A 14125-nucleotide genomic window follows, 5' to 3' on the forward strand; every position below is an offset into this window, starting at 1 on the left:
GAAAAAATATAAGTATATGCATAAGCTAAGTAAAATATGTGGTATTATTTTACCTCTGTTTTTGTTGCAGGTAAGTACTTGTTTCATATATGCACAGGATTCAAATAATAAAGAACGTACATTAAATGGATTTGTGTTTAGTGCTGAAACAGGGGAGCCCTTACCATTGGTAAATGTGAGTATTCCTGACTATTCTGCTGTAATCACAGAAGAAGATGGTTCGTTTTCGTTAAAAGTGTTTGATAATGCACTGCTTTATGTGAGTAAAGAAGATTATCAAACAAAACTTGTGAATGTGGTTAATAAGGATTCAATTAAAATATATCTTGGAGACCAGAATACAACCTCTTTTTACAAAAAGGCAAATTTAGGTTTTGATCAGGAAGAGCTTTATTCTTCTGCTAAATCTGTGGATATAATTGATACCAGAGATTTTACCTGGAAAAATGGTGGTTCCTCAGCTGAGAATTTAATCAATAAAGTTACGGGAGTAAATATTAAAGCCAATTCAGGTAATCCGGGTATGGGCTCCGATATTTATATACGAGGCTTTAATTCTATGTATTCAGACTGTCAGCCTTTAATAATTGTAGATGGTCAGATTTATGATAGTAAATCTTATTCATCTTCAATTGTAAATAATGCCTTTTATAATCCATTATCATTAATTGATGTAAATGATATAGAGAATATTACTATTCAAAAAGATGGAGGGGCTATTTATGGAGCAAAGGGTGCTAATGGAATTATCTATATCAATACAAAAAGAGCTAAAAAACTCGCTACATCTATTGAGTTTACCATGTCAGGTGAGTTAAAGACAGCTCCGGATGAAATTCCTGTTTTAGATGCTTCTGATTACCGTTTATATTTAAACGACATGTTGTTAAGTAGTGGTATGTCTGGTAATGATATTAGTGCGCTGCCATATATGAATGACCATACTAATAGTGAAGGTTACTATACTTACCATAATAATACGAACTGGCAGAAAAAAGTATTTGAAAATTCATTTTCTCAAAATATTGGGGTAAATATTTCCGGGGGAGATCCAATAGCAACCTACTCTTTGTCCGTAGGTTATATGTCTAATAATGGTGTAGTTAAAGAAACCGATTATACACGTTTTAATACGCACCTTAATGCAGATATTAATATGTCTGATAAGGTTAAGGTTAGCACAAGCCTTGGCATATCAAAGGAAAAAAGAACCATGTTTGATGAAGGAACAAGTTTAAATAGTAACCCTATTTATACCTCTTTGGTAAAGGCTCCTATTTTTGTTGCAAATGAGCGTTCAGAAACAGGTGAGTTTTCTCCAAACCTGGAAGATGTGGATATATTTGGTATCAGTAATACCCAATCTATTATGGAAGGATTTGAGGGGAGTAGAAATAATTCAAGATTTTTCGGAAACGTGGATCTAAGTTATGAGTTTTCAAAGAATTTTAAGATCAGTGAAAATTTAGGACTAACCTATGATAATTCAAAAGAGAGCTTGTATAGTCCAATAATTGGAGTAGTTGATGATACCTTAAAAAATGGAGTTGGTGATAATCGTATGGCGGGAAGTTCATATGCATTTCATTCAGTTGCCAGCGACACCAGAATATCGTGGAAAAAAGCATTGTCATATAAATCAAATGTTGATTTGATTGCTGGTGGAAGGTTAACCGTTAACAGATACACAAATGATTGGGCTGTCGGTTATAATTCAACAGGTGATCAGATGACAGATGTTGCTGATGCTGATAAAGAATTTGTTTCATTATACGGAGCTAACGGAAACTGGAATGATATCACTTATTATGTTTCTGGAAAATACATGTTGAACAACAAATATTTTTTTAATGCAGAGTTATCTTTAAATGGATCTTCACGTTTTGGTTCAGAAGCTCCGGGGTTAAGCTTATTTGATAATCAATTTGGTTTATTTTACAATGCTTCAGCAGCATGGATTGTTTCTTCTGAAAATTTTATGGCAGATTGCAATCTAATCAACTTGTTAAAATTAAGAGCATCTTATACAGTTGTTGGTAACGATGATATTGGTGATTATGAATCAGAACTTTATTACACCGATACGCAATTTATGTTGTATAAAGGTTTACTAAGAGCAAATCTGCAAAATGAAAGCTTACAATGGGAAACTGTGAATAAGTTAAATGTAGGTATAGATTTAAGTGTACTCAAAGAAAGACTTCATTTGTCTGTAGATTATTTTAATAACTACACATCCAACATGTTAGTTAATATGCCAGCGTCTGTTGAAACAGGTTATAATAGCTATTTCGACAACCAGGGAGAAATGGAAAATTCCGGGATAGATTTAAGTTTAAAAGGACGAATAATTAATAGTAAGGATTTCAAATGGGATTTGGAAGCAGGTATTTCTATGTATAAAAATGAAATTAAAAAACTTCCGGAAGATAAAATTATAACAGAAATAGCAGATGGTTATGTTATAAGTAAAGAAGGAAATCCAGCAGGTCTTTTTTATGGTTATAAAACGCATGGGGTATATGCAAGTGATGTGGAAGCTGCAAACGCCGGATTAAGTTATGAAACAAGTGCTACAACAACAGCTCCATTTCAGGGCGGAGATATGCATTTTGATGATTTGGATGGAAACGGCATCATCAATGAAAATGATATGCAGGTTGTTGGAGATCCAAATCCTGATTTTACAGGGTATTTAGCAACCAGTGTTCAGTTTAAAAATATTACTCTTGATGCTGTAATGGATTATAGTTTTGGTGGAGATGTATATAACTACCAAAGATATAAACTTGAATCAATGAGTGGCTATGAAAATCAGACTAAAGCTGTGCTTAACAGATGGAATTATGATGGACAAGAAACAGATATGCCACATTTATCATATGGCGATCCTCAAGGCAACAGCAGCTTTTCTGATAGATGGATTGAAGATGGTTCATTCATGCGACTTAAGCAGGTTACATTATCTTACAAGCTACCTGTGAAATCAGAAGTAATCCGAAATTTTCAAGTCTTTGTAAAGGGGAATAATTTGTTAACGCTAACTGATTATTTGGGAAGAGATCCTGACTTTAGTGTTAATTCTGGTTCTCTGTTCCAGGGAATTGATTTAGGGTTATGTCCTCAGGTTACATCTGTTTTAGTAGGAGTAAAAATAGGATTGTAAGAATTAAGATTTATAAAAATAATGAAACGAGCTAAGAAACTATTTTACATAGAAAGAAGTAGTTTTTTAGTCAGTTTCATTGAATACCATTATAAGATTAAATAATAATGAGATGAATAAATATTTTCGATTATTATATGTAGGATTAGCTTTTTCAGTATCACTTATGAGTTGTCAGGACTTTCTGGATGCTGAAACCAGTGATATTCTGACTAAAGATGAAATGTACACTACAACTTCAGATGTAGAATCTGTAATAAAGGGTATATATGGTGAACTGATGGAATTGAGTGAACAATATGTTGTGCTGAATGAGCTGAGAGGAGATTTAATGACAGTTACATCAAACTCAAATCAGGATTTGATTGATTTAAATGAGCATAATGTTTCAAGCGGCAATGTATACGCAGATCCACGTCCTTTTTATAAGGTTATCAATGACTGTAACGACTTGATTAAGAATTTAAATATCATGTTGGATGATAATGGTATAACTAAGGATAACTATAACATTTATTATTCAGAAGCTGTTTCTGTAAGGTCATGGTTGTATTTGCAGTTGGGTATTCAGTTTGGATCTGTTCCATATATAACAGAACCGATTGAAACTGTTGATGATTTAAAAACTTTACAAAATTATCAAAAAGTCCCTCTAACTTCTCTTATTAGTCAGTTGATTGTTGATATGGAAACTGTTCCTGTAATTGATACTTATTCTGATAAAGAATTAATCAGCGATGATGATAAAGTATTTTTTATTAATAAGTACTGTTTATTAGGAGATTTGTATTTGTGGGATAATCAATATAATAATGCAGCTAAAGCCTATAAAAGTTTAATGATGCTTTCCGGTACATCAGAATATAATAAATATAGATTGGTATGGGGAGATGTAGTTAATCATGATGATTTGGTTGTAGGTTACACCAGATATTTAGCTGATGATGTTGAATCTTTGATTGATGATCCGGGAAAAGGTTGGGAGTCTATCTTTACCAGAACAGATGGAACTATATTTTTAGATGAATGGATTTGGGCTATGTATTTTGATGCAGACTATTCTGTAACAAATCCTTTTATAAAATTATTTGCTAATACAGGTAAAGGAGAGTATTTAGTTGCTCCATCTCAGTATGCAATGGATAACTGGGATAGTCAAATTCAATTAAACAATATAACATGGGATGCCAGAGGCAAATATACCTGGGAGGAGATGAATGGAAGTCCCGTTATTACCAAGTATATTAAAAACTATGATCCCGCTACACCTTATGACAGAGATGGTTTTTGGTATTTGTACAGAGCGGCACTACTCCATTTAAGATTTTGTGAGGCTGCCAACAGAGATAATGAATCAAGGTTAGCGTATGCGCTTTTAAACTTTGGAGTTCAGTCTGAATATACCGATCCTGATGCATTGGATATTACTTACCTTGAAAGAACAAATAAACCATGGCCATATGATTTTGATGCACGTATGGATGCTACAGGTCAAATTCCGGTTGGAGTTCGTGGAATCTGGCACAGAAATGCAGGTGTAAGAGGAGGTAGAGGTAATCTTCAATCAACAGTTTATCCAGCAGATACCGCAGCTTTCAGTCAACCGCTCGAAGATGCCATTTTTGAAGAGGCTTCGTTGGCATTGGCTTATGAAGGTAACCGATGGGCCGATTTAGTTCGAATTTCAATGCGAAGAGGACAAACCGATGGGGATAATGGAGCATCATATTATTTGGCTCAAAAGATTGCCGATGAATTTGAAAAAGAAGGTTTAGATGGTATATCGATAAAAGCTAAATTAAATGATCAAAATAACTGGTGGCTTCCCTGGCCAACAGAATAATATTTAAAATGACATAGATTCATGACACATGAATGAAAAAATATCAATAATGATCATTACTACATTTTCTCGTATTAATCATCTTTGATATCGTGACTAATAGATTTAATTATTTAAAGAGGCTGAACGATATGTCAGCCTCTTTATTTTTTAATCCAATTATTTCAAAGATTAATAATTTGCGAAACCTACTAAATCTAGTAATTTTGCGAATTGTATATCTCGCCTGAATATTAACCTTATTGATCTATTTCTGAAAGTAGGATAGTAACCATTAAAATATAGTTGTACTGTGTTTAATTGTGAGTATATCAATAGAATATATAAGGGTAAATTGGTGGTTTTAAATGATATACAATTACGGTTTAGATTATTAAGAATAAGAAAAATAAATAATAAAATAATGAAAAAAGTAGTTTTAGTTACCGCCCTGGTATTTTTGTGCAAAGTTGTTGTGCTTGCACAAGATGTTAATGCAAAAATTGATGTTTGTAAGAAGTACTTGATGGATCAAAAATATACTGAGGTAATAGAAGAATGTCAGGTTTTGTTCGAAAGTGATCTGGATTCGGTTAATTCAGGATTGGTATATGCTTTTGCCGGTTTGGCAAATAAAGAGCTTGGGAATTCAGATCAAGCTGTAGCGTATTTAAAAAAATCGATAGAATACAGAGTAAAGCGGTACGATATTTATGAAACCTTCATTGGACTAACAAATGAAAAAAATGATGGTGAAAACTATGAATTTGGATTGCTTCAGGAGGCTTTTGCTTTTCCTGATCTTGCTTATCTGGTTAATCCAAAACTTGTAAATTATTATATCAAATCGAAACAATACGAAAAACTAATCGGATTCTCTGATAAAATGCTTGAAAGCAATCCTAATGATGTAGATTATTTATACTATTCCGCATACGGATATCAACATTTAAAGCAATCTGATAAAGCTGAAGAATATTTTCTTAAGGTTTTAAATAATAATCCAGATCATAAAAATGCAAACTTAAGTCTTGGTAATCTATATTTTAAAAAGGCCTCACAAGAATACAATCTTCAAAAAAAGAAATATGAAAAACTAAAGAGTCCTACCAGAGTTGATTATGACCATTACCGAAAATCTTTAGAGCACAGTAAGTCTATTTATGAGAAAGCTTTACCATATCTGCTTAAAGTATATAATAATGAACCAAACGATAATTTGAAAGGGGTTTTATATAATGTTTATAGCAGACTGGATAAAAAGGAATTAGCATCTCAATATAAACAATAGCATCTATTGTGTCATACAAAGAGACGATTCATTATTATCATAAATTCCTTATGATTTTGATATATCAGAATTTAATATTCATAGCACTTAAATATTAAATTCTGATGTATTTACATTAATTTGATTTGATTACATGTTTTTTCTGAAATTCACTAGGTGTAATATTAAATTCAGACTTAAAACAGGAAGAAAAATATTTAGGATCAGAAAATCCAACAGCATAAGCAACTTCAGCTATAGAAGTAGTGCTGTTTTTCAACATTACCGAAGCGTGTTTTAATTTAATATTTCTGATAAACTCAATAGGAGAGAGGCCTGTAATTGTTTTAATCTTTCGATAAAGTGAAGATTTTGATAAGTTTAGTTCTTCCGCAAATGTATTGATATCAAAATCAGCTTCCGATAAATACTTTTCAATTATTTCAATGGCATTATTCATAAACTGTTCATCCATTGAATGATTTTCCAATGAAGAGATATTGAGCTCTACATTAGTTTTAAACTCCTCCTGCTTACTTTTTTTATGAGTAATAAAATTACTGATTCGGGCATTTAAAACACCCATTTCAAATGGCTTTGAAATATAGGCATCTGCTCCTGCATTATAACATTCTATTCTGTCGTTAATACTGTTTTTTGCAGTTAATAAAATTACTGAAATATGACTGGTTTCAATGTTTCCCTTTAAGGTTTTACACAATTCAATACCATCCATTTCAGGCATCATCACATCACTAATAATTACATCAATATCGGCAGATTTTACTTGTTCTAAAGCTTCAACTCCATTGGTAGCTGTAAGTACATGGTAAGTTCTTGAAAGTATATGTTTCATCAACTGAAGCAACTCTAAATTATCATCTACCAGTAATATATTTACATTTGAAAGTTTTTCCGCAGAGCCTGACTCCTGATCTTCAATATTGTTGATGTCAACAATGTCAGGATTAGCCTCAGAACTTTCACTGATGCCAATAGGATTATAGGTGGCAATTTCATTGGGAGAATAGCTGCCTTTATCAATAGGTATATGTATGGTAAAAGTAGTGCCTTCTTCTAATTTACTGTCAACAGAAATCCATCCATGATGCAGCTCAATAAGATCTTTACATAATGATAAACCAATACCATGCGTATCACTGGCTTTTATAGTTTTGTTGGTGTAAAATCTGGTAAAAATACTATCTAAATCTTCGGGAGGAATGCCCATACCTGTATCACTAACATTTATTGTAAGATATTCGTGATTGTTTTCAATATATGTTTCTAATGATATAGATATTTCTCCGTTTTCAGGTGTAAATTTAAAAGCATTAGAAAGTAAATTAAATAGTACTTTATCAATTTTATCTGCATCAAAATATGCTTTTACTTCCTTATGAGCAGAATGAAAAGAGAAATTGATTTGCTTTTTATTGAATATGGGTAAAAAATGATTGTAGCATATATCATTGATAAATGATGCTATATCTGAATTGGTTATATTAAGTTGCATCTTACCATTTTCAATTCTTCTGAAGTCCAGTATTTGCTGCAACAAGCGCTTTAATCTCGAAACATTTGACCTCATTAAGGTAAATTGGGATAGCTTCTTTGGCAAGATAGATTCTGTATCGTCAATCAAGCATGAGATAATTGTTAAAGGAGTTAATAAATCGTGTGAAATATTTGTAAAGTACTTTAACTTGGTTTGGGTTAATTCTTCCGTTTTATTTTTCTCAAACTGAGCCATTTTAATGGTGTGTTTCAGTTTAATCCTGTTAATCATTATATAAATAAGGATCGCAACAAACAATGTAATAATTATAATATATATGATATAAGCTACAGTTGTTTCATATATGGCAGGTTCTCTGATAATGTTGAGCGTTGTGATCTGATTACTCCATAAATTATGAGCATCTGATGCTTTTACATGAAATTTGTACTTACCTTTTTTTAGTTGACTGTATACGGCAAATTGACGGTCTTCTTTTACATATACCCAGTTGTCATCAATACCATCAAGTTTATAGGCGTATTTTATTTTTTCAGGGTTACTATAATCAAGTGCTGAAAAATAAATTTCAATATTTTTATCTGTTGGTGATAATATGAGTGTGTTTTTATCTTTATTGTACTTCTTTATTTGGCATGAATCCAGTATAGATGAATTCTGAATTTTAACATCGGTAATTTTTACATTTGTTTGTACAGGAGGAACCAGTAAATGCTCTGAAGGACTAAATCTTGAATATCCCCTGTTTCCTCCAATATAAATATACTTGGAGTCTTTAGTTTTAAATAATGAATTTTTTAAATGCGAATTAATCTGCATTCCATCAAGTGATGAATAGGAAATTGAAGCATTATTTCTGGGATTATATTCGATTACTTTTTTATAGGTAGTAATCCAGATGTTATTGTATTTGTCAGCAATGATATCAAGAATGGCTTCTCCTTTTAAACCGCAATCAATAGTTTTGTTACTAAAGGTTTTTGTTGTGGTATTATAGGCAATTAAACTTCCGCTTTTCATTCCAATCCACACGGTTCCACTTAAGTCTGCAGTTATAGTTTGGATATGCTTATTGATTAGTTTATTGTTAATGTTATGAAACGCCAGGTCTTTTATTTCATCTCTTTTTAGTTCGTGAGGTAAATTAATCTTGTTTATTCCTTTTTTATCAGTACTAATCCATATTGTATTGTTGTTGTCTTGAGTAATTGAGGTAATATCGCCTAAATCTTTTTTTACAAGAACAATTTCATTTAATCCAAATGGTTGAACAAATAAAGCTCTATCACTAACTAACCATACATTGGATTGGTTATCCTCAAATATTAGATTTGCAATGCCTGAATCATTGGCTACCTGACTGAGCAAATTATGTTTAACATTTTTTATCTGACCATTTTCTTTCTTTATTTTGATGATTTTTGAATTACTGGAGTTGGTTAACCATATTTCATTTAAACCACTGATATAGTTAATATGTGTAACATATTTGAGTTCGTTGAAGCTTTTTAGTTCATTGATTTCATTGTAAAACTTTACGGTACCACTTTTAGGACTGTAACAAAAAAGACCAATTCTGTTTTGATTGATCCAGATGTCACCTTCACTATCCTCGCATAAAGATGTAAATGAAGGAGCAATATCACTTTTGCTTGTTAATAGATGGAGTGGAAAATTGTTTATTTTTGGCTTATTAAAATCAACTTTAAAAATACCTTCACTAAAGGCTCCAATCCATAAACTACCATCGCGATCCTTAATGATTTCGCTAAATATATTGTTTGTATTCTGAAAAAGTTTACGAGTATTTACTGCCTCAGTATTACCATCTTTATTGTATTTGAAAGTACTCAAACCAGATAATGACATTGCCCAAATGTATTCGTAGTTATTATCCTGGGTAAAACTAAAGAATCGGGAAGTATTAATCGAATTTTCCCATTCTGGTTGAGGTATTTTTGTATAAGTCTGATTTGAGATGGTATTTGGATTAAAATGAAAAATACCCTCCTCCCATGTTCCTATCCAATAATTATTGTTTGAATCCTGATATATCCTAAACGGGTTATCCTGATTTCCTATTTTAGGGTACTTAATAAATTGGTTGGTTTCTTTGTTGTATTTAAATAAGCCCTGGCCCCATATCATAACCCAAATGTTTTGGTACGAATCTTCAAAAATTTGGTTTATACTTGAATTGGGCAGTACACTTTTGTTTTGGCCAGAATGAGTGTAATCAAATTTTAAGCTTAAATCTTTGTTATATCTTTTTAAACCGGAATTATATCCGACCCAAATAGTGCTGTCGCTTGCACATATCATGCTCGAAACACTAGCGTGTATTATTGTTGTATCAGGATGAGGCGTAATAGTATAGGTGTTTTTATTTAATATATTTAATCCTTCATGTGTTCCTACCCAAATGTTATGGTTATAATCCTCAGTAAATGCAGTTATTTCGTTACTGCTTAGTAAGTTTGGGTTAATAAAGTCTGATCTGAAAATTTTTGTTCGGTATCCATCATATCTGCATAGCCCATCCTGGGTTCCTAACCACATGTATCCTTCTTTATCCTGAAAAATTCTGTATACAGAATTCGACGGAAGTAAATTCATAATTGGAAGTTGACTTACTTTGATATTTTGTGCAACAGTTAAAAATGATATGGATATAAAGGTTATGGTAAAAAGAATATGAATTGGAAGTTTGTTTTTCATGAAAGTATATAATTTGTTGACCTATCTCTTAAAATTTGTTATCAAACAAATGTAATTGTTTTAGGATAGAGGTGAGTGAATTCTCATGTGTTCTCTTTGTTTATAACAATAAAAAATGTGTTCCTAATAAAGGAATTTGAAACTTTTTTGAATGGTGAAATATAATTCAATCATGATGAAAAATCATTCAAAAGCCTTTGAATTTATTGGTTTTAGTGGGGTGGTTTAATATTCATCCAAAGGGAATGATCCTTCGACTTTTTTTATCGTTTGGTTAATCATATTTGCATTGTTAATAGTTCTTAATTATTGTTCAAAAATAACATTGGAGCTAATAGTTAAAAATTTAAACGATTTATATAATGATTAATAATTAATGATCGACTATGAAAAAAAAGTTATCAAGTTTTAATTGTCGAAGGGAATGTTTTAGTTCATGGAAGGATAAGTCCATGCATATATTAGCCTTCATTATTATGATTGCGTTTATTCCGATAAACACATTTGCTCAAAACACAATTAATGTAACAGGATCAATTACAGACTCGTCAACAGGAGAGCCTTTAATTGGTGTTGCAATTGTGGTTGAGAATACTTCAACAGGTACTATTACTGATGTAACAGGAAGTTACTCTATTAATGTTCCTGCAGATGGTTCATTGGTGTATTCTTATTTAGGTTATACATCACAAACCATTCAAGTACAAGGAAAAACTTCTATTAATGTTGCTTTATCCAGTGACTTAGAAGAAATTGGAGAAGTTGTAGTAGTGGGGTTTGGTACAAAAAAGAAAGTTAATGTAACAGGAGCTGTTGCTACTGCATCTGCTGAAGATTTAAAAGAACGACCAGTTGCCAATGCAGTTCAGGCATTACAAGGTGTAATCCCTGGATTAAACATTAGTAACAGTGGTAATGGTGGAGAATTAAATGCGCCTAAAACCATTAATGTAAGGGGTACAACAACAATTGGAGAAGGATCCAGTGGTGAACCTTTAATTTTAATTGATGGAATGGAAGGTGATATTAGTACAGTAAACCCTCAGGATATTGAAAATATTTCTGTTTTAAAGGATGCTGCATCGTCTTCTATTTATGGTTCACGCGCTCCTTTTGGTGTTATTTTGGTAACAACTAAAAAAGGTAAATCAGGTAGAGCTACTATTAACTATAACAATAGCTTTAGATTTAACACTCCGGTTATGTTACCTGATATGCAAAATTCATGGGAGTTTATGAATTACTATGATGATGCACAGTTTAATGGATCTAACAACCATTTATTTGATCAGAATCATATGGATTTGGTTTATCAGTATTATACTGGTCAGTTAGATGCTAATGACGTAGCTTATCAGGCAAGTAATGGACGATGGGATTATGATCATACCTATGGAAATGTAGACTGGTTGGAAGAGTACTATAAAAAATGGTCTCCATCTCAGGAGCACAATCTTAGTGTTAGTGGAGGTAACGAAAAGATTACTTACTACTTGTCTTCAAATTATATGACGCAGGATGGTTTCATGCGTTATGGTACAGAAAATTATGATCGTTTTAATGTAACAGGAAAAATTTCTGCTCAATTATCTGATTACGTAAAAGTTGACTATTCTAATAGATATTCAAGAGTTGATTATGCTCGTCCAACTATGATGAATGATAGTTTTTACGACAACATTTTAAGACGAGCTAGACCTATCAGACCGATTAAAGATCCTAATGGATACTACATGACTGACATTAACTACGCGTTAACAATGGAAGAAGGTGGTAGACATCAAGAACAAAATGATGAAATGTCGCAGCAGGCAAAAATAACTATTACGCCTACAAAAGATTGGAATATTATGGGAGAGTTCAATGTGAGAACCAGAAATAACTGGACACATTGGGATCAAAAACGTGTATACTCACACATGGCAGATAATCCAGAAAATACATACAGAGGTATGACCAGTGCTGCTAATGATCAGGTATACGAGTACGCTTACAGAGAAACATTTTTAAACTCAAATGTATATACTAACTATACAAAGAGTATTAAAGAGCACACTTTCACTGGTATGTTAGGTTTTCAGTCAGAGCAATTAAAAAACAGAGACCTGCATGCACAACGTAATGATATGATCAATACTGATTTACCAGTACTTGATTTAACAACAAATGATGATGCCAGAGATTTAGGTGGTCAATATAATGAGTGGTCAAATGCCGGATTTTTTGGTAGAGTAAACTATGATTATAACGGAAAGTATCTTGCTGAAGTAAACTTAAGATACGATGGTACTTCACGATACAGAGCAGAAAACAGATGGGTATGGACTCCTTCATTTTCTTTAGGTTGGAATGTAGCCAGAGAAAATTTCTGGGGCAGTTTAGCTGATTATGTAGGAACCTTTAAATTAAGAGGATCTTATGGTGTGTTAGCTAATCAAAATACATCAGGTTGGTATCCAACTTACCTTACAATGAATACAGGAGCTGCCAATGGTTATTGGATGGTGAACGGATCTCGTCCAAATACAGCGGAAGCACCAGGTATTATTTCTCAAAATTTAACATGGGAAAAAGTTAAAACCCTGAACTTAGGTTTTGATTACGGTGCTTTTAACAATCGTTTAACCGGTTCTTTTGATTATTTCGAAAGAAAAACTGAAGATATGGTAGGACAAGGTGTTGAATTGCCTGCTACTTTAGGAACAGGAGTACCACGAACTAATAATACAGACCTTAAAACATACGGTTGGGAGTTAGTAATTCAGTGGAGAGATAAAATTGGAGAAGTTAGTTATGGAGCACGTTTAAATGTTTCTGATTCACAAACTAAGATTTTGAGATATGGTAACCCAACAGGTAACCTTGATCAATACAGAGCTGGTGAAAAAACAGGAAATATTTATGGATTTACAACCATTGGAATTGCAAAATCTGATGACGAAATGAATCAGCACCTTGAAAGTCTTCCTAATGGTGGACAAAGTTATTTTGGAAGTAACTGGGCCGCTGGTGATATCATGTATGCTGATATCAATAATGATGGTAGAGTTGACCGTGGTAGTAATACTATGAATGACATGGGTGACCTGAAGAAAATTGGTAACAATACACCTCGTTTCCGCACAGGTATTAATTTGGATGCCAGTTACAAAGGATTCGACGTACAAATGTTTTGGCAAGGTGTATTAAAAAGAGATTTTGATCCGGGTTCAAACAGTATGGTATTCTGGGGTGCAACTGGTAGTGGTCAATGGTGGTCTACAGGTATGAAAGAACATTTAGATTACTTTAGAGATGATGCTGATCATCCACTAGGTGCAAATACAGATGCTTACTACCCAAGACCTGTATTTAACAATAAGAACCACGCTACACAAACAAAATATCTGCAAAATGCAGCATATATGAGATTAAAGAACCTACAAATAGGTTATACATTTCCTAAGGAGTTAATAGGCAGAATTGGTTTGCAAAACCTTCGTTTGTATGTGTCAGGAGAGAATTTATTAACTATTACTAATTTATCTAAAACTATGGATCCTGAAACTGCAGGTATTGGTAGACAAGGTGGTACTGTTTATCCATTGTCTAAAACATATAGTTTTGGTTTAAGTGTTAACTTCTAAATTA

At 32.5% G+C, this 14125-nt stretch carries 5 protein-coding genes; 4 read left to right on the forward strand and 1 reads right to left on the reverse strand.

The genetic code is table 11. The features are described 5' to 3' along the window. The first annotated feature begins 16 nt into the window (after positions 1–16). From OM075_RS11025 to OM075_RS11035, 3 genes are all read left to right on the forward strand, one after another. Entirely contained in the window at positions 17–3166 is a 3150-nt protein-coding gene (locus OM075_RS11025; protein WP_301190569.1) for a SusC/RagA family TonB-linked outer membrane protein, read from the forward strand. 112 nt (positions 3167–3278) lie between these two features. Beyond that, entirely contained in the window at positions 3279–5009 is a 1731-nt protein-coding gene (locus OM075_RS11030) for a RagB/SusD family nutrient uptake outer membrane protein (RefSeq protein WP_301190570.1), read from the forward strand. A 403-nt stretch (positions 5010–5412) separates the two neighbouring features. After that, a complete protein-coding gene (locus OM075_RS11035; protein WP_301190571.1) occupies positions 5413–6279 on the forward strand; it encodes a tetratricopeptide repeat protein in 867 nt (288 codons plus the stop codon). Positions 6280–6394: 115 nt separating this feature from the next. Here OM075_RS11035 and OM075_RS11040 read toward each other — a convergent pair whose 3' ends face one another. Next, entirely contained in the window at positions 6395–10495 is a 4101-nt protein-coding gene (locus OM075_RS11040; protein ID WP_301190572.1) for a two-component regulator propeller domain-containing protein, read from the reverse strand. Between the two features lie 386 nt (positions 10496–10881). Between OM075_RS11040 and OM075_RS11045 the strand changes: the two genes are divergently transcribed. Beyond that, complete coding sequence (locus OM075_RS11045; protein ID WP_301190573.1) at positions 10882–14121, forward strand: SusC/RagA family TonB-linked outer membrane protein; 3240 nt, start codon at positions 10882–10884, stop codon at positions 14119–14121. Positions 14122–14125 lie beyond the last annotated feature (4 nt).

It is taken from the genome of Plebeiibacterium sediminum, assembly GCF_026013605.1.
Classification (GTDB): domain Bacteria; phylum Bacteroidota; class Bacteroidia; order Bacteroidales; family Marinilabiliaceae; genus Saccharicrinis; species Saccharicrinis sediminus.